This window comes from Nocardia sp. NBC_01730 (assembly GCF_035920445.1).
GTDB lineage: Bacteria > Actinomycetota > Actinomycetes > Mycobacteriales > Mycobacteriaceae > Nocardia.
This window is the reverse complement of the sequence record NZ_CP109162.1, coordinates 2954399-2973886: the sequence shown is the minus strand read 5'-3', so window position 1 is coordinate 2973886 and position 19488 is coordinate 2954399. Positions and strand designations below refer to the sequence as shown.

The 19488-nt window shown below is 67.7% G+C and carries 18 protein-coding genes; 17 read left to right on the top strand and 1 reads right to left on the bottom strand.

Going from position 1 to position 19488, the window contains the following annotated elements; all coding sequences use genetic code 11:
• Nucleotides 1-13 precede the first annotated feature (13 nt).
• From OHB12_RS11350 to OHB12_RS11305, 10 genes are all read left to right on the top strand, one after another.
• Nucleotides 14-535, top strand: coding sequence for a PH-like domain-containing protein (locus OHB12_RS11350; protein ID WP_327118768.1), 522 nt, complete (start codon nucleotides 14-16; stop codon nucleotides 533-535).
• Nucleotides 532-1644 carry a glutamine-hydrolyzing carbamoyl-phosphate synthase small subunit gene (carA, locus tag OHB12_RS11345; protein WP_327118765.1) on the top strand — a complete coding sequence of 371 codons (1113 nt, stop codon included), beginning with the start codon at nucleotides 532-534 and terminating at the stop codon, nucleotides 1642-1644. The genes OHB12_RS11350 and carA overlap by 4 nt, the downstream gene beginning before the upstream one ends.
• Nucleotides 1644-5021, top strand: coding sequence for a carbamoyl-phosphate synthase large subunit (gene carB / locus OHB12_RS11340; protein WP_327118763.1), 3378 nt, complete (start codon nucleotides 1644-1646; stop codon nucleotides 5019-5021). Before carA ends, carB begins: the two co-directional genes overlap by 1 nt.
• A 28-nt stretch (nucleotides 5022-5049) precedes the next feature.
• Complete coding sequence (pyrF, locus tag OHB12_RS11335; protein WP_327118761.1) at nucleotides 5050-5874, top strand: orotidine-5'-phosphate decarboxylase; 825 nt, start codon at nucleotides 5050-5052, stop codon at nucleotides 5872-5874.
• 566 nt (nucleotides 5875-6440) lie between these two features.
• The gene (mihF, locus tag OHB12_RS11330; protein WP_327118759.1) at nucleotides 6441-6761 is read left to right on the top strand and encodes an integration host factor, actinobacterial type; all 321 of its coding nucleotides are present in this window, start codon (nucleotides 6441-6443) and stop codon (nucleotides 6759-6761) included.
• Between the two features lie 7 nt (nucleotides 6762-6768).
• Complete coding sequence (gmk, locus tag OHB12_RS11325) at nucleotides 6769-7353, top strand: guanylate kinase (protein WP_327118757.1); 585 nt, start codon at nucleotides 6769-6771, stop codon at nucleotides 7351-7353.
• A gap of 101 nt (nucleotides 7354-7454) precedes the next feature.
• Entirely contained in the window at nucleotides 7455-7736 is a 282-nt protein-coding gene (gene rpoZ, locus OHB12_RS11320) for a DNA-directed RNA polymerase subunit omega (RefSeq protein ID WP_327118755.1), read from the top strand.
• A 43-nt stretch (nucleotides 7737-7779) separates the two neighbouring features.
• Complete coding sequence (coaBC, locus tag OHB12_RS11315) at nucleotides 7780-9003, top strand: bifunctional phosphopantothenoylcysteine decarboxylase/phosphopantothenate--cysteine ligase CoaBC (RefSeq protein ID WP_327118753.1); 1224 nt, start codon at nucleotides 7780-7782, stop codon at nucleotides 9001-9003.
• 231 nt (nucleotides 9004-9234) lie between these two features.
• Nucleotides 9235-10449, top strand: a complete 1215-nt coding sequence (gene metK / locus OHB12_RS11310; RefSeq protein ID WP_327118751.1) for a methionine adenosyltransferase — start codon at nucleotides 9235-9237, stop codon at nucleotides 10447-10449.
• 81 nt (nucleotides 10450-10530) lie between these two features.
• Nucleotides 10531-12918: a primosomal protein N' gene (locus tag OHB12_RS11305; protein ID WP_327121024.1), complete on the top strand. Its 2388-nt coding sequence runs from the start codon at nucleotides 10531-10533 to the stop codon at nucleotides 12916-12918.
• Between the two features lie 32 nt (nucleotides 12919-12950).
• Here the strand turns inward: OHB12_RS11305 and OHB12_RS11300 are convergent, their stop codons facing one another.
• On the bottom strand, nucleotides 12951-13796 hold the full coding sequence (locus OHB12_RS11300; protein WP_327118749.1) for an NAD(P)H-binding protein: 846 nt from the start codon (nucleotides 13794-13796) through the stop codon (nucleotides 12951-12953).
• Between the two features lie 69 nt (nucleotides 13797-13865).
• Here OHB12_RS11300 and OHB12_RS11295 point away from each other — a divergent pair, with 69 nt between their 5' ends.
• The 7 genes from OHB12_RS11295 to OHB12_RS11265 all read left to right on the top strand — a co-directional run bounded on the left by OHB12_RS11295 (nucleotide 13866) and on the right by OHB12_RS11265 (nucleotide 19467).
• The gene (locus tag OHB12_RS11295) at nucleotides 13866-14447 is read left to right on the top strand and encodes a TetR/AcrR family transcriptional regulator (RefSeq protein ID WP_327118747.1); all 582 of its coding nucleotides are present in this window, start codon (nucleotides 13866-13868) and stop codon (nucleotides 14445-14447) included.
• A 371-nt stretch (nucleotides 14448-14818) separates the two neighbouring features.
• Nucleotides 14819-15460 carry a PadR family transcriptional regulator gene (locus OHB12_RS11290; protein WP_327118745.1) on the top strand — a complete coding sequence of 214 codons (642 nt, stop codon included), beginning with the start codon at nucleotides 14819-14821 and terminating at the stop codon, nucleotides 15458-15460.
• A gap of 100 nt (nucleotides 15461-15560) precedes the next feature.
• The gene (locus OHB12_RS11285; protein WP_442800013.1) at nucleotides 15561-16523 is read left to right on the top strand and encodes an esterase/lipase family protein; all 963 of its coding nucleotides are present in this window, start codon (nucleotides 15561-15563) and stop codon (nucleotides 16521-16523) included.
• A 78-nt stretch (nucleotides 16524-16601) separates the two neighbouring features.
• Entirely contained in the window at nucleotides 16602-16799 is a 198-nt protein-coding gene (locus tag OHB12_RS11280) for a hypothetical protein (protein ID WP_327118743.1), read from the top strand.
• Between the two features lie 206 nt (nucleotides 16800-17005).
• Nucleotides 17006-18571, top strand: a complete 1566-nt coding sequence (locus OHB12_RS11275; protein ID WP_327112619.1) for a hypothetical protein — start codon at nucleotides 17006-17008, stop codon at nucleotides 18569-18571.
• Between the two features lie 41 nt (nucleotides 18572-18612).
• The gene (locus tag OHB12_RS11270) at nucleotides 18613-18972 is read left to right on the top strand and encodes a hypothetical protein (RefSeq protein WP_327112622.1); all 360 of its coding nucleotides are present in this window, start codon (nucleotides 18613-18615) and stop codon (nucleotides 18970-18972) included.
• 3 nt (nucleotides 18973-18975) lie between these two features.
• Entirely contained in the window at nucleotides 18976-19467 is a 492-nt protein-coding gene (locus OHB12_RS11265) for a YbaB/EbfC family nucleoid-associated protein (protein ID WP_327112624.1), read from the top strand.
• The last annotated feature ends 21 nt before the right edge of the window (nucleotides 19468-19488 follow it).

The following is a 19488-nucleotide window of genomic DNA, read 5'->3' as shown; positions in this document are numbered from 1 at the left end:
AGGAGGTCCGTGAGTGGAAAGAACGCTGTGGGTGGTCGGCCTGCTGGCGCTGTTCGTCGTCTGCCTCTGGCTGATGTACCGGGGCTGGCGGAACCGGGCGGCGCGTCAGGCGGCGCGCATCGGTGAACTTCCCGCCGTGCCCGCGGAGCTGGGCGCGCAGGTGCTGGAGCCGACCACCGGACTCTATCTCGGCAGCACCATCGCGCCCAGCTGGCAGGACCGGATCACGGTGGGCGACTTGGGTTTTCGGGCCACAGCGGAGCTCACGTGGTTCGAACGGGGGATTCTGCTCGAACGCGACGGCGCGACGGTGCTGTGGATTCCGCAGGAGTCCATCACGGCTGTGCGCACCGAACGCGGCCACGCGGGCAAGGTGATGACGCAAGATGGTGTGCTGGTCATTCGCTGGAAGCTGCCCACCGGGACCGAGATCGATACCGGTTTCCGAGGCGACGACAAGTCGGTCTACCCGGCTTGGACGCAGCATCCGACGGCGGATCAGACCAGGACGATGACGGGAGATGACGAGGGATGACAGGTGAAGCAGCGCTCGTGCTGGAGGACGGCCGGGTGTTCCGCGGCCGAGCCTACGGCGCCGTGGGCCAGACGCTCGGTGAGGCGGTGTTCTGCACGGCGATGACCGGGTACCAGGAGACTCTGACCGACCCGTCCTACCACCGCCAGATCGTGGTGGCCGCGGCGCCGCAGATCGGCAACACCGGCTGGAACGACGAGGACGACGAGTCCTCGAAGATCTGGGTGGCCGGATACGCGGTGCGCGATCCGGCGCGGCGCGCGTCCAACTGGCGGGCCACCACCACCCTCCCGGACGAGCTGGAGCGTCAGCACGTCGTCGGTATCGCGGGCATCGACACCCGTGCGCTGGTGCGCCACCTGCGCACCCGCGGCTCGATGAAGGCGGGCATCTTCTCCGGGGACGCGCTCGCCGCCGCCGACGAGCTGCTGGCCAGGGTCAACGGCCAGCCCTCGATGCTGGGCGCCGACCTGGCCGGCGAGGTGAGCACCGACGCGCTGTACACGATCGAGCCGGGCGGTCAGCACCGCCGGACCGTCGTCGCCGTCGACCTCGGCATCAAGACCAACACCCCGCGCATGTTCGCCCAGCGCGGTATGCGGGTGCACGTGGTGTCGTCGAACACGCCACTGGATCAGCTCCTCGAGCTGAAGCCCGACGGCGTATTCCTCTCCAACGGCCCCGGCGACCCGGCCACCGCCGACGGTGCGGTCGCGCTGACCCGCGGCGTGCTGGATCGGGGAGTTCCGCTGTTCGGCATCTGCTTCGGCAACCAGATTCTCGGCCGCGCGCTCGGCCGCAGCACCTACAAGATGAAGTTCGGCCACCGCGGCATCAACATTCCGGTGGTCGAATACGAGACCGGCCGGATCTCGATCACCGCGCAGAACCACGGGTTCGCGCTGGAGGGCGAGCAGGGCGAGCGGTTCGACACCCCGTTCGGCACGGCCGAGGTGAGCCATATCTGCGCAAACGACGGCACGGTCGAAGGCGTCCGGCTGGTCGACGGCCGCGCGTTCTCCGTGCAGTACCACCCGGAGGCCGCCGCCGGGCCCCACGACGCCGCATATCTGTTCGACCGTTTCGCCGGTCTCATGGAAGGAGCCTGATGCCTCGTCGCGAGGATCTCGAGCACATCCTGGTGATCGGCTCTGGCCCGATCGTCATCGGCCAGGCGTGCGAATTCGACTACTCCGGCACCCAGGCGTGCCGGGTGCTGCGGGCCGAGGGCCTGCGCGTGTCGCTGGTGAACTCCAATCCGGCGACCATCATGACCGACCCGGAGTTCGCCGATTCCACCTACGTGGAGCCGATCACACCGGAGTTCGTCGAGAAGGTCCTGGAAAGAGAGAAGGCTAAAGGAGCTCCGATTGATGCTCTTCTCGCCACCCTCGGCGGGCAGACCGCGCTGAACACCGCGGTCGCGCTGCACGAGCGCGGCGCGCTCGCGAAGTACGGCGTCGAGCTGATCGGCGCCGATTTCGAGGCCATCCAGCGCGGTGAGGACCGGCAGAAATTCAAGGACATCGTCGCCGAGGTCGGCGGCGAGAGCGCACGCTCGCGGGTCTGCTTCACGATGAACGAGGTTCGCGAGACGGTCAGCGAACTCGGCTTTCCCGTCGTGGTGCGCCCGTCGTTCACCATGGGCGGCCTCGGCTCCGGCATGGCCTACAACGACGAGGACCTCGACCGCATCGCGGGCGGCGGCCTCGCTGCCTCGCCGACGGCGAACGTACTCATCGAGGAGTCCATCCTCGGCTGGAAGGAATACGAGCTCGAGCTGATGCGCGACGGCCGCGACAACGTCGTGGTGGTTTGTTCGATCGAGAACGTGGACCCGATGGGCGTGCACACCGGCGACTCGGTCACCGTCGCCCCGGCCATGACCCTCACCGATCGCGAATACCAGAAGATGCGTGACCTCGGCATCGCGATCCTGCGCGAGGTCGGCGTCGACACCGGCGGCTGCAATATCCAGTTCGCGGTGGACCCGCGCGACGGCCGTCTGATCGTCATCGAGATGAATCCGCGCGTCTCGCGTTCGTCCGCGCTGGCGTCCAAGGCGACCGGCTTCCCGATCGCCAAGATCGCCGCCAAGCTGGCCATCGGCTACACGCTCGACGAGATCGTCAACGACATCACCAAGGAAACCCCGGCCTGCTTCGAGCCGACTCTGGATTACGTGGTCGTCAAAGCACCGCGGTTCGCGTTCGAGAAGTTCCCCGGCGCGGACCCCACCCTCACCACCACCATGAAGTCGGTCGGCGAGGCGATGTCGCTCGGTCGCAACTTTTCCGAGGCGCTGGGTAAAGTGCTGCGCTCGCTGGAAACCAAGGCCGCGGGCTTCTGGACGCAAGACGATGGAAAGTGGGCTCTGTCCGAAGGCGGCGACCCGCGAGCGGCCGCCGAGGCTGTCCTTGCGGATCTGCGTACCCCGACCGAGGGCCGTATCTACCAGGTCGAGCGGGCGCTGCGCCTCGGCGTGAGTATCGAGGACGTGGCCGCCGCCTCGGGTATCGACCCTTGGTTCGTGGCGGAAGTGGCCGGTCTGGTCGAGCTGCGCCGAGAGGTCATCGACGCACCGGTGCTGGACGAGCTGCTGCTGCGGCGCGCCAAGCACTACGGCCTGTCCGATCGTCAGCTGGCCGCGCTGCGGCCGGAGCTGGCGGGGGAGAGCGGTGTGCGCGCGCTGCGGCACCGGCTCGGCGTGCGCCCGGTCTTCAAGACCGTCGACACCTGCGCCGCCGAGTTCGAGGCCAAGACCCCGTATCACTATTCGGCCTACGAACTCGACCCCGCGGCGGAGTCCGAGGTGGCGCCGCAGCGCGACCGTGACAAGGTGATCATCCTCGGTTCTGGGCCGAACCGGATCGGCCAGGGTATCGAGTTCGACTACTCGTGCGTGCACGCGGCGCAGACGCTGTCGCAGGCCGGGTACGAGACCGTGATGGTCAACTGCAACCCGGAGACCGTCTCCACCGACTACGACACCGCCGACCGCCTCTATTTCGAGCCGCTGACTTTCGAAGACGTGCTCGAGGTCTACCACGCCGAGACCGAGTCCGGCCGGGTCGCGGGCGTCATCGTGCAACTCGGCGGGCAGACTCCGCTGGGTCTGGCACACCGGTTGACCGAGGCGGGCGTTCCGGTGGTCGGCACCAGCGCGGCCGCCATCGACTTGGCCGAGGACCGCGGCGAGTTCGGCGACGTGCTCGTCGCGGCCGGGTTGCCCGCGCCCAAGTACGGCACGGCGACCACCTTCGCGCAGGCCGAGAAGATCGCCGCGGAGATCGGTTACCCGGTGCTGGTCCGCCCGTCCTACGTGCTCGGCGGACGCGGGATGGAGATCGTCTACGACGAGAAGTCCCTGGAGGGCTACATCTCGCGCGCCACCGAGGTCAGCCCGGAGCACCCGGTGCTGGTCGACCGGTTCCTCGAGGACGCGATCGAGATCGACGTCGACGCGTTGTGCGACGGCGAGGAGGTCTACCTCGGCGGTGTGATGGAGCACATCGAGGAGGCGGGCATCCACTCCGGCGACTCCGCCTGCGCTCTGCCACCGATCACCTTGGGCCGCAGCGATATCGAGGCGGTGCGCCGCTCCACGGTCGCGCTGGCCAAGGGCATCGGTGTCAAGGGCCTGCTCAACGTGCAGTACGCGCTCAAGGACGACGTGCTCTATGTGCTGGAGGCCAATCCGCGTGCCAGCCGCACCGTTCCGTTCGTTTCCAAGGCCACTGCGGTGCCGCTTGCCAAGGCCGCCGCGCGGATCATGCTCGGCGCCACCATCGCCGACCTGCGCAAAGAGGGCATGCTGCCGAGCGAGGGTGACGGCGGACACGTCGCGCTGGACGCCCCGGTGGCGGTGAAGGAGGCGGTGCTGCCGTTCCACCGGTTCCCCCGCGCCGACGGCTCCGGCGTGGATTCGCTGCTGTCCCCGGAGATGAAGTCCACCGGCGAGGTGATGGGCATCGACGCGGACTTCGGCACCGCCTTCGCCAAGAGCCAGACCGCGGCCTACGGCTCGCTGCCGACCGAGGGCACCGTGTTCGTCTCGATCGCCAACCGGGACAAGCGCGCGATGGTCTTCCCGGTGAAGCGCCTCCACGACCTCGGCTTCCGCATCCTCGCCACCGAGGGGACGGCGGAGATGTTGCGCCGCAACGGCATTCCGTGCCAGCGAGTGCGTAAGCACTCGGAGCCGGAGCTTGCGGAGGGTCCAGAAGGCGCCGCGGAGGGTCCGCTTCCCTCGATCGTGGAGCAGATCCGCGACGGTGAGATCGACATGGTGTTCAACACCCCCTACGGCAACTCGGGGCCCCGCGTGGACGGCTACGAGATCCGCACCGCGGCCGTCGGGGTGAATATTCCGTGCATCACCACAGTGCAGGGCGCGGCGGCCGCGGTGCAGGGCATCGAGGCCGGCATCAACGGCGGTATCGGGGTGCGCTCGCTGCAGGAACTGCACTCGGTGCTGCGTGGGTGAGTCGCCGAGGCAGGACGGAGCACACGGGATGGAGAGCTTCGGCAGCCGGTTGCGGCACGCGATGCGGCATTTCGGCCCGGTGTGCGTCGGCATCGACCCGCATCCGGAACTGCTGCGGTCCTGGGACCTGACCGAGGACGTGGAGGGCCTCGAGCGGTTCGCCGAGATCTGCGTCGAGGCATTCGACGGCTTGGCCGCGCTGATCAAGCCGCAGGTCGCGTTCTTCGAGGCCTATGGTTCCGGCGGAATCGCCGTGCTCGAGCGCACCATCCAGGTGCTGCGTGCCTCGGGGACCCTGGTGCTCGCCGACGCCAAGCGCGGCGACATCGGCTCCACCATGGACGCCTACGCGCGCACCTGGTTGGGTGACGGTCCGCTCGGGTCGGACGCCGTGACGGTCTCGCCGTATCTCGGATTCGGTTCGCTGGCACCGGCTTTGACGCTCGCCGAGAGCGACCACCGCGGTGTCTTCGTACTCGCGGCCACTTCGAATCCCGAAGGGGCGCAGGTGCAGCGGGTGGTCACGGCGGAAGGCCGCACCATCGCTCAGACGATGGTCGACGAGGCCGCGGCCCGTAACGTGGGTGCCGAGTTCGGATCGGTGGGCGTGGTAGTCGGCGCCACACTGACCGAGGCACCGGACCTTTCCGCGCTCAACGGCCCGATCCTCATGCCGGGCGTCGGCGCCCAGGGCGGGGGTCCGGAAACCATTCGTGGCCTGGTCCACGAGCCGATGCTGCGGGCCGTTGTCCCGAACGTCTCGCGCGAGGTTCTGCGCGCCGGACCGACCGTCCCGGCACTGCGTGCCAGAGTTCGCGCGTGTCAAGACGCGTTCGAGTTTCTACAGAAGTGACCTCGAGGGCCGGCGCGCAAGCGCCGGCCCTCGGTCGTCTCCGGCAATTGCGAGTGCGGATGCACTCACACATATGCCCCATGCCGAGGGCTATATGCCATTCTGGGCCGATTTGGGGGCCTGAGGGTGCCAAGGGGTGGGGATCACCCCTGGGTCGACGCAGCGGCGTGTGTACGGCACCGGATGCCCCGAATCGTGGCGCGCATCGCACAGTGTGACGCCCGACACGCGGTGAGAACTCGCGACACGCGGAAAATTTCGAGAAAGTTCCTGGTAGGGCGCGTGACCGGTTGCTGGCGCGCCACGCCGTGCTGTCGCAACCCTCCCGCAAACCAGTCGGTTTGTCGAAAAAGCCCTGCTCGCGGGGTATTTCTTGGGTTCGGCCGCCCGATCCGGGCGGTGGTAGAGGCGGGGTGCGCGGGATGCCGTACACGCGTCTACGTCATCCGGAATCATGCGCTGACCTGGGGGGTGGGTTCGCAATCGGCGGACGTCGTGGGTACGGTCGCTGAGACTGCCGGGTTACCGGCAGGAGTTGATGCAATGAACGATGAGACGGAGGAACCGTGGCCCTTCCCCAGCTGACTGACGAGCAGCGCGCCGCTGCTTTGGAGAAGGCGGCTGCCGCTCGCCGCGCTCGGGCGGAGCTCAAGGAGCGCTTGAAGCGTGGCGGCACCAACCTGAAGCAGGTCCTCACCGATGCCGAGACCAACGAGATCCTCGGCAAGATGAAGGTGTCGGCGTTGCTGGAGGCCCTGCCGAAGGTGGGCAAGGTCAAGGCGGCGGAAATCATGAGCGAGCTGGAGATCGCCCCCACCCGGCGGCTGCGCGGACTGGGTGATCGGCAGCGCAAGGCGCTGCTGGCCCGGTTCGACTTCGACGCCTGATATCAGGGTGGTCGAACACACGCAGAAGGGTCGGCTGGTTGTACTGGTCGGCCCCTCGGCCGTGGGCAAGTCCACCGTGGTCCGCTGTGTCCGCGAGCGACTGCCCCACCTGGTCTTCAGTGTGTCGGCAACGACCCGGGCCCCCCGGCCCGGGGAGGTCGACGGCCTCGACTACCGGTTCGTGTCCCGGGCGGAGTTCGACGCGATGATCGCGGCGGGCGAACTGCTCGAGTGGGCGGACATTCACGGCGGGCTGCAGCGTTCGGGCACCCCGGCCGGTCCGGTGCGCTCCGCCTTGGCGGAGGGCCTTCCGGTGCTGGTCGAGGTGGATGTCGAGGGCGCCCGGTCGGTGCGCCGGGCAATCCCCGAGGCGATTCTGGTGTTCCTCGCCCCGCCGAGTTGGGACGAGCTGGTGACCCGCCTGCGGTCGCGCGGCACCGAATCCCCCGAGGTGATCGAACGCCGACTGGAAACCGCCAGGACCGAATTGGCAGCCTGTGACGAGTTCGACATCGTCATCGTGAACGACGAGGTGACCAGCGCCTGTGAGCAGTTGGTATCGTTGTTCGTTAGCACGAATTCGAGTTCGTGACCCCCACCTTGCGCATGAGCGATCAGGGCCCGGAATAGGCACCTTGCGTAACCACGCAGGGCCCCGGTCATGCGACATCCGATACAGCAGGAGCCTCCCTAGTGAGCAGTACGGACACCAACACCGCGCCCGCCTACGACACGCCGGTCGGCCTCACCAACCCGCCGATCGACGAGCTGCTGGAGCGCACCTCGTCCAAGTACGCCCTGGTCATCTACGCGGCCAAGCGGGCCCGCCAGATCAACGACTACTACAACCAGCTCGGCGACGGCATCCTCGAGTACGTCGGCCCGCTGGTCGAGCCGGGGCTGCAGGAGAAGCCGCTGTCGGTCGCGATGCGGGAAATCCACTCCGACCTGCTCGAGCACTCCGAAGGCGAGTGAGGCGAACCGGGTTCGCAGTAACCACAACTAGGCCGGAGGCGTAGTGACCACACGGATCGTCGTCGGCGTTGGCGGAGGGATCGCCGCCTACAAGGCATGCGCACTGGTCCGGCGGTTCACCGAGACCGGACATCAGGTTCGGGTGATCCCCACCGAGTCGGCGCTGCAGTTCGTCGGCAAGGCGACCTTCGAGGCGCTGTCGGGGAACCCGGTACACACCGGCGTGTTCGCGGACGTGCCTGAGGTTCCGCACGTTCGGCTGGGCCAGGAGGCGGACCTCGTGGTCATCGCCCCGGCGACCGCCGACCTCATGGCGCGCGCCGCGTCCGGCCGCGCCGACGACCTGCTGACCGCCACATTGCTGACGGCCCGATGTCCGATCCTGTTCGCGCCCGCGATGCACACCGAGATGTGGGAGCACCCAGCCACTGTCGCCAATGTCGCGGCGCTGCGCGCCCACGGTGCGATCGTCATGGAGCCCGCGGCGGGCAGGCTCACCGGCGCCGACACCGGTCCGGGACGGCTGCCCGAGCCCGAGGAGATCTTCGGCCTCGCGTCGCTGCTCAGGGAGCGCGCCGACGCGATCCCGCGCGATCTGGAGGGCCGCAGGGTCGTCATCACGGCAGGCGGCACCAGGGAACCGCTGGATCCGGTGCGTTTCCTCGGCAATCGCAGCTCCGGTAAGCAGGGCTACGCGCTCGCCCGAGTGGCGGCCCAGCGCGGCGCCCAGGTGACGCTGATCGCGGGCAACACGATAGAGATGGCCGCTCCCGCCGCTGTCGACCTGGTGCACATCACCACGGCCGACCAGCTGAAGATCGCCGTCGACAAGCACGCAGTGGGTGCCGACGCGGTGATCATGGCCGCCGCGGTAGCCGATTTCCGGCCGACCAACGTGGCCGCCGCCAAGATCAAGAAGGGTGCGGGCGAGCCCGACGTCATCAAGTTGACCAAGACCGACGACATCCTCGCTGGGCTGGTGCAGGCGCGGCGCGACGGGCAGCTGCCCGGCACCGCGATCGTCGGCTTCGCCGCCGAGACCGGTGACGAGCAGGGCGACGTGCTCACCCACGCGCGGGCCAAACTCGCCCGCAAAGGGTGCGACCTGCTGGTGGTCAACGCGGTCGGCGAGGGCAAGGCGTTCGAGGTGGACACCAACGACGGGTGGCTGCTCGGCGCGGATGGCACCGAGCAGGCGCTCGATCACGGCTCGAAGGCGTTGCTCGCCAGCCGGGTGCTCGACGCGCTGAGTACGTTGTTGCGCTGAGTTCACCAGGTGCCTGCCATGATCGCCAGCTGATCGGTTGGCTGTGCCCGGCCCGGTAGGTCATCATCGCGGTGGCGACGCCGTGGTTTCAGCCGTCCGGGCTACGGCGTGGCCACGGACCCGCCGTGTCGGTGATTTGGAATAGTCTGAAATGTAAGGGTTGTGCGGTAGCGACATCGCGTTACTGTCGCAAGCCGATACGAGCAACCCGTTGAGGGAGAGGGAAGAACTGTGCGCACGTCCGGCAGCCGGCTTTTCACCAGTGAGTCCGTGACCGAAGGTCATCCGGACAAAATCTGTGATGCCATCAGCGATTCCATCCTCGACGCGTTGCTGGCGGAAGACCCGCGCAGCCGGGTCGCGGTGGAAACACTCGTAACGACCGGTCAGGTCCATGTCGCGGGTGAGGTCACCACGTCGGCCTACGCGGATATCCCGCGAATTGTCCGGGAGAAAGTGCTGGAAATCGGATACGACTCGTCCGCAAAGGGTTTCGACGGCAATTCTTGCGGTGTGAATATCGCGATCGGCGCGCAATCGCCGGATATCGCGCAGGGCGTCGACACCTCGCACGAAGCGCGTGTCGGCGGCTCCGATGACGAGATCGAGCGGCAGGGTGCGGGCGACCAGGGCTTGATGTTCGGCTTTGCCACCATCGACACCCCCGAGCTGATGCCGCTGCCGATCGCGCTGGCGCACCGGCTGTCGCGCAGGCTCACCGAGGTCCGCAAGTCCGGCGTGCTGCCATACTTGCGTCCGGACGGCAAGACCCAGGTCACCATCGAATACGACGGTGACCGCCCGGTGCGCCTCGACACGGTCGTCATCTCCACCCAGCACGCCGCCGATATCGACCTGGACAACCTCCTCGCGCCCGATATCCGCGAGAAGGTCGTCGACGTGGTGCTGGCCGACCTGGAACTGCCCACACCCCTGGATACCTCCGACATCCGCCTGCTGGTCAACCCGACCGGCAAGTTCGTGCTCGGCGGCCCGATGGGCGACGCGGGCCTGACCGGCCGCAAGATCATCGTGGACACCTACGGCGGCATGGCGCGCCACGGCGGCGGCGCGTTCTCCGGCAAGGACCCGTCGAAGGTGGACCGCTCCGCGGCGTACGCCATGCGTTGGGTCGCGAAGAACGTCGTCGCGGCCGAACTGGCCGAGCGTGTTGAGGTCCAGGTGGCATACGCGATCGGCAAGGCCGCACCGGTCGGTCTGTTCGTGGAGACGTTCGGCACCGAGAAGGTTGATCCGTTGCGTATCTCGACGGCGATCACCGAGGTGTTCGACCTACGCCCCGGCGCGATCATCCGCGACCTCGACCTGCTGCGCCCCATCTACGCGCCGACCGCCGCGTACGGCCACTTCGGCCGCACCGACGTCGACCTTCCGTGGGAGCACACCGACCGCGCAGACAAGCTGCGCGCGGCCGTCGGCCTGTAACCCGACCGGGTCCGAGTGAACGAACCCGCGGCGGACGCCCCCGCCACTCCGGGGGACCGTCCGGCCGCGGGCCCCGCAGCCGTGGCGCACCCGGTCGCCCGGGTGCTCCCGCTGCTGTCACCAGCGCACCTCGACCGCGACTTCGACTACCTGGTTCCCCCTGAGCTGGACGAGATCGCCCAGCCGGGGGTCCGGGTGCGCGTCCGTTTCGCGGGGCGCCTCGTGGACGGCTACCTGCTCGCTCGGCTCGCGCACAGCGACCACAGCGGCAAGCTGGTCAAGCTCGAGCGCGTCGTGTCCGGGGAGCACGTCCTGACGCCGGAAATCCTGGCCCTCGCCACCGCGGTCGCCGCGCGTTACGCCGGTACCCGCGCCGATGTGCTCCGCCTCGCGATTCCGCCGCGGCACGCCCGCACGGAATCCGGGGGAGCGAAGACGTCGGCCGATTCGGCTGCGAAACGAGGTGGTTCTGCCGCGTCGGCCGCTCCTGTCACCAGCGGATCGACCGAACCGAACGAGGCCGATGGTGAGTCGCGAGCGCACACCACGGCAGGGATTCGGCAATCTGTGCCAGTGCGTGCGCAGTCCGTGGATTCGGACGGGGCAGGTGAGTGTTCGGCGTCGACCCGTGGGCGTTCGGCCTCTGCGCCGAAAACCGACGAGGTCGCCGAGCCGTCCGACGACCGACCTGCCGGGGGGAACGACGCCGGTGTGCCGTATCTGGGCGACGGGGCAACCGACCAACCGTCGCACCCGCTCGCTGCCGCCGCATTCGAGGCCGATGCGTCGGCTGTGGACCCGGTTGCTCCCAGCGATTCGGTGGGGACACAGGTACTTTCGGGCATCAACATAGACGTCGCGCCGTGGAAACGGTACGTCCACGGCGCCGCCTTTCTGGCCGCACTCGGGCAGGGGAGGGGGGCGCGCGCGGCCTGGCAGGCGCTGCCCGGTGAAGACTGGCCACGCCGACTCGCGGAGCTCGCCGCCCTGGTTGCCGGGCAGGGGCGCAGCGCGATCCTCATGGTGCCCGACCAACGCGATCTCGACCGCGTGCTCGCGGAATGTGTTCGGCTGGTGGGTGATTCGGCGGTCGGACTGGCCGCCGGGCTCGGGCCCGCCGCCAGGTACCGGCGCTGGCTCGCGGTACTGCGTGGGTCGGCACGCGTGGTGGTCGGCACGCGCAGCACGGTCTTCGTACCGGCCGCGAACCTCGGGCTGATCGTGCTCTGGGACGACGGCGACAACACCTACGCCGAACCGCGCGCACCGTATCCGCACGCGCGCGAGGTCGCGATGCTGCGGGCACACGAGACCGGTGCGGCGTTCGTCGCGGCAGGATTCGCCAGGACCGCCGAGATCCAGGCGGTGGTCGATTCCGGGTGGGCGCACGATCTGGTCGCCGACCGCGCCGTGGTGCGCAAGTCCTCGCCCAGGATCAGCGCGCCCGGCGACAGCGACATCGCGCTCGAACGCGATCCGGTGGCTCGTGCCGTCCGGATTCCCGGTGTCGCGTTCGCGGCCGCCCGCTCCGCGTTGAAGGAGGGGGCACCGGTGCTGGTGCAGGTGCCCCGGCGTGGCTACGTACCAGCGCTGGCGTGCGCGAAATGCCGCACCCCGGCCCGATGCAGGCACTGCAACGGGCCCCTTGCACTGCCGGAGGCACGCGGGCAGCGCGGACCGTCGGCCGAATCCAGCGCGGCCGCGCAGAGCCCCAGTTGCCGTTGGTGCGGAATCACCGAGGCGGCGTTCCGCTGCACCACCTGTGGGTCACGCGCGCTGCGCGCCGTAGTGATCGGCGCGTCCCGCACCGCGGAGGAACTCGGGCGCGCGTTTCCCGGCGTACCGATCCGTGGCTCCGGCGGCGGTGCGATGCTCGACACCGTCGAGCCGGGACCGCAGGTCGTTGTCGCGACCGTAGGCGCCGAACCCGTCGTCCACGGCGGCTACGGCGTCGCGCTGTTGCTCGACGGGTGGGCGCTCCTCAGCCGCCCCGACCTGCGGGCCGCGGAGGACGCGCTGCGCCGTTGGATGTCGGCTTCCGCCCTGGTCCGCGCGCAGGGCCAGGTCATCGTGATGGCCGAGCCTTCGATACCCACCGTGCAGGCACTGGTCCGCTGGGATCCCGTCGGCCACGCCCGGGCCGAGGTCGGCGCCCGCGCCGAGGTCGGTTTCCCACCAGCCGTCCGGATGGCCGCGATCGACGGCGCTTCCGATGCGATCGCCGAATTGCTTTCCACCGCAACCCTTCCAGAGGGCGTGGACCTGCTCGGTCCGGTCCCGCTCCCGGACGGCGCCCGCAAGCCCTTCGCCGGCGATGCCCCCGCCGAGGTCGAACGCATGCTGCTGCGTGTCCACCGTGGTTCCGGCTCCGCGCTGGCCCGCGCCCTCACCGCCGCCCAAGCCGTCCGCAGTACCCACCGCTCGGACGGCCCCCTCCGCGTTCAGATAGATCCCGTCGATATCGGCTGAACGGGGGCAATAGTCATGCGAACGACCGTGGACTATCGGAAGGCGACGATGTTTCGCTGCGCCCAGTCCGCGAATGTGCGGGGTGCGCGGCCGAGTACCTTTTCGACATCGGGGCTGATCCGCTGCTCGGCGGGGTTGGGTGTGCCGAGGATGGTCAGGGTGGTCTCGACGACAGGCTCGGGCATAAACCGCAGCATCTGTGCGCGCGCCTCGGCGGGGGTCTGCTCGACGAACTCGATCGGCTCGCCGAGTGCGTCACCGATCGCAGCGGCCCGCTGCCGCGGCGTGCTGAGGGCAGGACCGGTCAACTCGTAGCTCTGTCCGGAATGACCGTCCTCGCGCAGGACCGCTGCGGCAACCTCGGCAATGTCCGACGGATCGATGATCGGCAGGCCGATGTCGCCGAACGGTGCGGCGAGGGTCCGCCGGGTACGAACCGATTCGATCCAGGCAAACGCGTTGGACGCGAACCCTCCGGGCCGGAGGATCGTCCATTCCATACCCGACTCCCGGACGGCGTCCTCGAAGGACCGTCCCAGGTTCCCGTGTGAGGCCGACCCTGCCCGGGTGACGACCCCTTGGGACGACAGTTGCACAATCCGTTCGACTCCGCCGGCCGCGGCCAGCTCGAGGATTGCCCGCGGATCCATCAGGTGCGCACTCATACCGGTGTCGTGCAGGAACAACGCCTTGGCGCCAACGAAGGCGGTGGAGAGCGTGTCGAGTTCGGTCAGATCGGCCCGCTGGTGGCGCACGCTGTCGGGCAGCGCGATGTCTTGGCTCCCGCGGGACACCGCGGTCACTTGTTCGCCCGCTTCGGCGAGGGTCCGCACGAGGGTCCGCCCGACATTGCCGGTTGCTCCGGTCACAACAATCACGATCGCTCCTAGTTAGTTGACTGACTTAAAACCTAGCCGACGGTCACTGGTTTGTCTATAGTCAGTTGTGTGACTAACTCGGTCGGCGCGACATCGCAGGCGAGCAAGCGGGAGCGGTTGGCTGCCGCAGCGGCTCGGGTGTTTCACGAGCAGGGCGTCGAGAAGACCACGATCGCCGACATCGCCCGGTCTGCCGAGGTTCCGGTGGGCAACGTGTATTACTACTTCAAGACGAAGGACCAGCTGGTGCAGGCGGCGCTCAGCGCGCATGCGCGGAATCTGCGGGATCTGATCACTATGCTGGAACAGCACGACAGGCCGCGGGATCGGCTCAAGGCGTTGGTGCGCGGCTGGGTTGACCAGCGAGACGTCGCAGCGCGGTTCGGTTGCCCCACTGGGACATTGGCCGCGGAACTGGGCAAGCGCGCTGACGGGCTCGACCGCGAGGCGGCAACCGGCATGCGTGCGCTGATCGACTGGGTGGAGCGGCAATTCGCGGCCATGGGCCGCAGTGATGCCGGCGAGCTCGCGGTGGCGTTGATCGCGTCTTATCAAGGAATCTCGTTGCTCACCAATGCCTTCCATGAACCAGAGCTCATGGTTGCGGAGGGGTCTCGGCTGGAGCGCTGGATCGACTCGCTCGTCTCCTGAGCGCTCGATCGGCGTCTGCCGATCGCAGGCGTGGACGCGGTCATCGTTCATGCCAGAACTTCTGGGTATGGCGTCATGCGGGTTCTCATCGACTGGCGTCGCGGCGGTCCTCGTCCATGGGCCGCAGTGATGCCGGCGACCTCCCGTGTGGACCATTCGTGCCTGGACCTGGGGATGCTCGGGATGTCTTCGGGCGCGCCCTGGCCGCGTGGCCGAAGGGGTGGGGATTCGGACGTACGGCTGCCGTGCTGGGGCGACCCGTCGGCTGACTGAGGTCCGGCTCGTTCGGGAAGTGTCGTGAATCCCTTGTATTCGATGCATTGTCGATATATCGTCGATACATGATAACGCGAGAGCCTTGGGAGGCTGACATGGAACACGAACAACATCGAGAATTCGGGCGACGTGGCCGCAGGCCGCTGCCGGGCCATGAGGATTTCGAGCCAGGGCGGCGGTTCCGCCGTGGCGGACGGCACGGTTTCGGGCCCGAGTTCGGGCCGGGGTTCGGCCCCGGTTTCGGGCCGCACTTCGGGCGCGGCCGAGGTCGCGGCGGCCGGGGCAGACGCGGCGACGTGCGCGCCGCCGTGCTGCTACTGCTCACCGAGCGGCCTATGCATGGATACGAACTCATCCAGCAGATCCGCGAGCGCAGCGACGATATCTGGCGGCCGAGCCCGGGGTCCATCTACCCCGCGCTGGCACAGCTGGAGGACGAGGGCCTCGTCCTTATCGAGAAAGTCGCGGGGCGCAAGACCGCGAAGTTGACCGAAACGGGCACCGAGTACGTCACGGCCCACCGTGACGATCTGGGCGATCCGTGGGCAGATGTCAAGCAGGATGTCGGTGCGCAGGCGATCGACCTCCGCGGACTTGTCGGGCAGCTGATGGGCGCGGTCGCGCAGGTCGCCGCCGCGGGGACCCCGGAGCAGGCCGCGCGTGCGGCCGAACTACTCACCGAGACCCGCAAGTCCCTCTACCGAATTCTCGCCGAGGACGAGACCCCCGAGAAGTAGGACGTGAAACACCCCATAAGAGCGCGCATTTGGAGCCGATCGGGTAGATCATTATGACATGGGACAGCCGAGAGGTTCGTGGACTTGGGGTTATTCACATTTGTGTAGCGCCATACTGGCCTGCGCGATCGCCGGAGCCGCCGCGCTCGGCTCCGGCGCGGCGTCGGCTGACCCGTTCGTCCGCCCGCCCGACGTGCCGATGCAGTCCGCCCCGCCGCAGCAGGACCACCTGGCTGCCGCGGTGTACATGAAGGCCCATCCGGGTGTGGTTCCGGTGGGAACCAACGACTTCGGCTGCGTGCCGACCGCAACTCATCCCCGGCCCGTGGTGCTCGCGCACGGGACCGACTCCTCGGCCTACTCGGACTGGTCGGCCATCGCGCCGCAGCTGACCGCGGCCGGATTCTGCGTATTCGCCATGAACTACGGTGGCAAGCCCGGCGCGGAGAGCTACGGCACGGAGGATCTGGTGCTCAGCGCCTACCAGGTCGGCGCGTTCGTCGATCAGGTGCTCGCGGCGACCGGCGCGAGCAAGGTCGATCTGGTCGGTTTCTCGCAGGGCGCCACCGTGACCCGCTACTACGTCAACAAACTCGGCGGTGCGCCCAAGGTCGACCAGTGGGTGGGTCTCGCTTCGCCCAGCTACGGCGGTGTGATGTACGGGCTGGTGCCGCTTGCCGAGGCTATCCCTGGTGCACTGCAGGCATTTGCCCAGGTGACCTCGCTCGCGGCGGTGCAGCAGGTCGAGGGATCACCGATCATGACCGATCTCAACGCGGGCGGTGACACGGTGCCCGGCGTCCAGTACGTGACCATCGGCAGCCGGGTCGACGAGATGATCCAGCCGTTCAGCAACATCGCGCTACGTGGCCCCGGTGCGCAGAACATCGTGTTGCAGGATCTGTGCCCGTCCGACCTCACCGGGCATTTCCACATGGTGTACGACCCGTTCGTGCAGGAGTTGTTGCTCACCGCCTTGGATCCGGGTAGTCCGGCCCCGGTGTGCAAGCCGGTCCCGCTCGGCACCGGCATCCCCGAAGTGATCATCGCCGGGCATTCCTGATCGGGGCGGCCGGCGGTGGCTGTAACGGCTGAATCTGAGCCGCCCGGGGGCACATAGCTGTTCGACACGAGCAACGGCGTGGCCACCGCCTACCACTTCTACAAGAACGCGTGGCAGCCCGCGCTCCGACGGCTCGACGCACTGTTGCCTGATTACGCGGTGCCGTCGGTGGTGCTGATCGAACTGGATATATGGCCGGGGAACATCAAGCAACCCCGACAAGCGCCAGTAAGCCCTGGTGGCCGTAGTCGATCCGGTGGCCGTGCGATGACCTGACCGTAGCCGTGTGATGACCTGACTGGTGAGGGTGACCGAGGTCGGGGAAACCCGCTGTACAGCAGCCCGCAAGGCTCGATCCGGCCGCACCCGGGAGGCTTCCCGCGCATGGGAGCCTGCGGTGGAGCGTGTCATGCAAAAATGCAAAATGGCCGAGGTGTAGGGATGCAGTATGGGCCGATGAGGATGACCGGCGGAAGCGAACAGTGAGCGATCAGGACAAGGACAACCCAGGCGGGGAAATCCCGGGCGACGCCAACGAGAACAACGAGGCGCCGGATGTCGGTTTCAGTTTGTCGCCGGATGCCCCGGATGCTGCGGATGCGCCGGATGTTGCGGATGTAGTTGAGGGTGTCGTGGTTTCTGAGGGGGGTGGTGAGGCGGCTGAGGGCCGGGATCGGGTGTTGGCGCGGGAGATCGCGGATGTGTTGGCTGGGGCTGCTCCGGAGGGGTGGCGGCAGTTGGATGCGGTGTTCGCGTTGACCACGGTCAATGGGTATGCCGAGGTGGTTTATACCGATGGTGAGCGTTCGATGCGCGCGGAGCCGCCTGCGGTGGTGTTGGAGCGGGTGCGGGAGCATCGGGGGTTGGTCGCGGAGTTGGATGGGGAGCCGTGGTGGCGGTTGCTGGTCCGGTTGAGTGCGGTGGGGGAGTTCGAGGTCGATTACGACTTCGGTGATGAGCCGTTCCCGGATGGGCAGTTGTTCGAGCCCGAGTCTTATCGCGCGGATGTGGAAGTGTTCCCGCGTGAGACGTTGCCGGTGTGGCTGGCTGCGTATATCGGGCATGGTGGGCGGCAGGCGCGTACCCCGCAGGACGCGGCGGTAGGGGCTCGGGCCGACCGGGCGGGCAAGGTGTGGCCGTCGTTGGCGGAGAACGAGTTTCCTGATTTCCCGGAGATGTGGGCGCGGTGGGCGTGTATTTCGGCGGCTTTCGTCGCGGCGGGTTCGGATTGGGGTCCGCGGGTGTTGCCGTCGATGGGCTGGTTCGAAAGCTCGCGGCGTGGTGGGTGCACGTTGTATTCGCTGCCGGGTGGTCGTGCGGTGTTGTCGGGTGGGGTGTGGGAGTCGGCGAATCTGGATGCCACCTATAACGATGGTGCGCCGATGCCGAGGTTTTATGCGGGCGCACCGGAGTGGGTGGCTAATCCGGTGCTGAACCCGCGGGCAGCGACGGGGTTGATGTCGTTTGTTTATTGGTGGGAGGGTGGGCGTTGGTATCGGGGTGAGTCCCCGTCGGCGGAGCAGTGCGCTACGGCGGTGCCGGGGGTGTGGACGGCGAACACGGTGGTCGGGATCGTCGCGGGTTTGGCCGCGCAGCCACCGAGCGCGCAACACCGCAGCGCCGCGGCGGCTTTGGTGTCTGCCGCCGAGGTGGGTGTGGTGACCCGGGACACGGTGGTGAACCTGTTCGCCGAGGACGACCGGTTCGATATCGATGGCGCGATGTATCAGTTGACGCTGGCGGGGGTGGTGGCGTCGCTGCCACAGCAGATGCCGGAAGAGGAAGCGATCTTCCGGGTCCGTTCCTATGTCGAGGGTCGTGGTTTGGACACGACGGGTTACCCACTCGATCAGCTGGTCGGTGACCGGTTCAGTTGCGGCTGGATGGTGTATGTGCCGGTACCTCGGGGTGAGATCGCGATCGGCCGGGCCATCTTCTATATCGCTGATGACGGAGTGCTGGAGCACTCGTCGTCCTCGATCGCTCCGACCACGTTCGTGAAGGGTTTCGAGCAGCGTTTCCAGCAACGCCAAGGCGCGCAGGTATGACCAGGTCCAGCTCGGTTACGCGGGAAAGATGAGGGTTGCGCATGACGCAGAACGAAAGCCTCGACGTCGACACCACAGCTTTGAAAGAAGCCGGCGGTGCTCTCGCCGAGGCCCAGGAAGCGTTGATCAACCACAGCAGGACAGCGGCGTCGTTGTGGGGCAAGTTCCTGACCGTCGCCGCGGGTGATGATTTCAGCGAGGACTTCATCCGAGACAAGGGCGGGCAGCAAGGCCTGCGGACACAGTTCACCGCGGTGCACGACGGAAACAACAGTGCCGCCGAGGTGGTCGGTGCCGCGTCCAAGGGGCAGGTCGATGCGGCGGATTCGTTGAAGAATGTCGATATCGGGTCCGGTCACACCATCGCCAACACTGTCCCGAACGTCACGGTGAAGGGTTGAGGCATGGCGGATGATTTTGCCGACGCTTCCTTCGCGGAAGCGATGGATTCCTTTACCCAGCAGATGCAGTTGATTTCGGGGTTACAGCAGCAGCGGGCCCGGTTGACCGCGTCGGCTTCGGTGCGGGATCGGCGGGTCACGGTGACGGTCAACGCCGACGGTGTGGTGATCGAGACCAAGTTCTCCTCGGATATCGACGATTTGGATTACGACGAGATCGCCGCGGCGATGACCCAGGCCGCGCAGCAGGCCGCCGCGGAGATCGCTCGCCGGACCGACGAACTCCTCGCGCCGTTGACCGAGCAGAAGATGACGATGCCCAAGTTCTCGGACCTGGTCGAGGGGTTCCCCGACGTGCAGGGACAGATCCCCGCCGCGCCGGTCGTGTCGCTGGCCCCACCGAACGCGGTGGAACGTCAAGAGGTAGCCGACGACGAACCGGGTCGGGTAAGGCCGTCGGATCGGTCTTCTGGAGTTTACGATTCCAGCTGGTGACCTGAGATGGGTTGCCATGTC

Bases quoted from the DNA above. Each gene is read 5' to 3' on its own strand.
- carA (WP_327118765.1), top strand. From the start codon at position 532: ATGACAGGTGAAGCAGCGCTCGTGCTGGAGGACGGCCGGGTGTTCCGC.
- carB (WP_327118763.1), top strand. From the start codon at position 1,644: ATGCCTCGTCGCGAGGATCTCGAGCACATCCTGGTGATCGGCTCTGGC.
- pyrF (WP_327118761.1), top strand. From the start codon at position 5,050: ATGGAGAGCTTCGGCAGCCGGTTGCGGCACGCGATGCGGCATTTCGGC.
- OHB12_RS11290 (WP_327118745.1), top strand. From the start codon at position 14,819: ATGGAACACGAACAACATCGAGAATTCGGGCGACGTGGCCGCAGGCCG.
- OHB12_RS11270 (WP_327112622.1), top strand. From the start codon at position 18,613: ATGACGCAGAACGAAAGCCTCGACGTCGACACCACAGCTTTGAAAGAA.
- OHB12_RS11265 (WP_327112624.1), top strand. From the start codon at position 18,976: ATGGCGGATGATTTTGCCGACGCTTCCTTCGCGGAAGCGATGGATTCC.